Source organism: Marinobacter sp. bablab_jr003 (assembly GCF_016464245.1).
Taxonomy (GTDB): domain Bacteria; phylum Pseudomonadota; class Gammaproteobacteria; order Pseudomonadales; family Oleiphilaceae; genus Marinobacter; species Marinobacter vinifirmus.
In genome coordinates this window covers 1-277 of the sequence record NZ_JADARC010000073.1, presented here as the reverse complement: position 1 = coordinate 277, position 277 = coordinate 1, and the positions used below count along the sequence as shown (strand labels likewise).

Below are 277 nucleotides of genomic sequence, written 5' to 3'. Positions count from 1 at the left end.
GTAATCACAGCCCTGAATGAGGAGGCCGTTGTCAGCGCCGCTCTGGGTAATAAGGGAGGTATGAATCTGGTGGTGTCCTACGAAGCGTTTGCCATGAAAATGATTGGCGCTCTTCGGCAGGAAATTATTTTTGCGCGACACTGCCCGCGTTGTCTATCCTCCCGACTGCAATAGTGCTGTGGCGTGCCTTAACGAGTGTTTTCGAACCCAGGGGCAGTTCTGGGCCATGACGGTTCCCAAGGCAAAACTGCCTGCCGTTTTTGACGGCCGTCAGGCT

Annotated in this window: 1 pseudogene; it reads left to right on the top strand. The window is 54.5% G+C overall.

Annotation, left to right across the window (positions count from 1 at the left end):
* A pseudogene (locus H3Z84_RS07265) lies at window positions 1-277 on the top strand (xylulose 5-phosphate 3-epimerase); the annotation flags it as partial.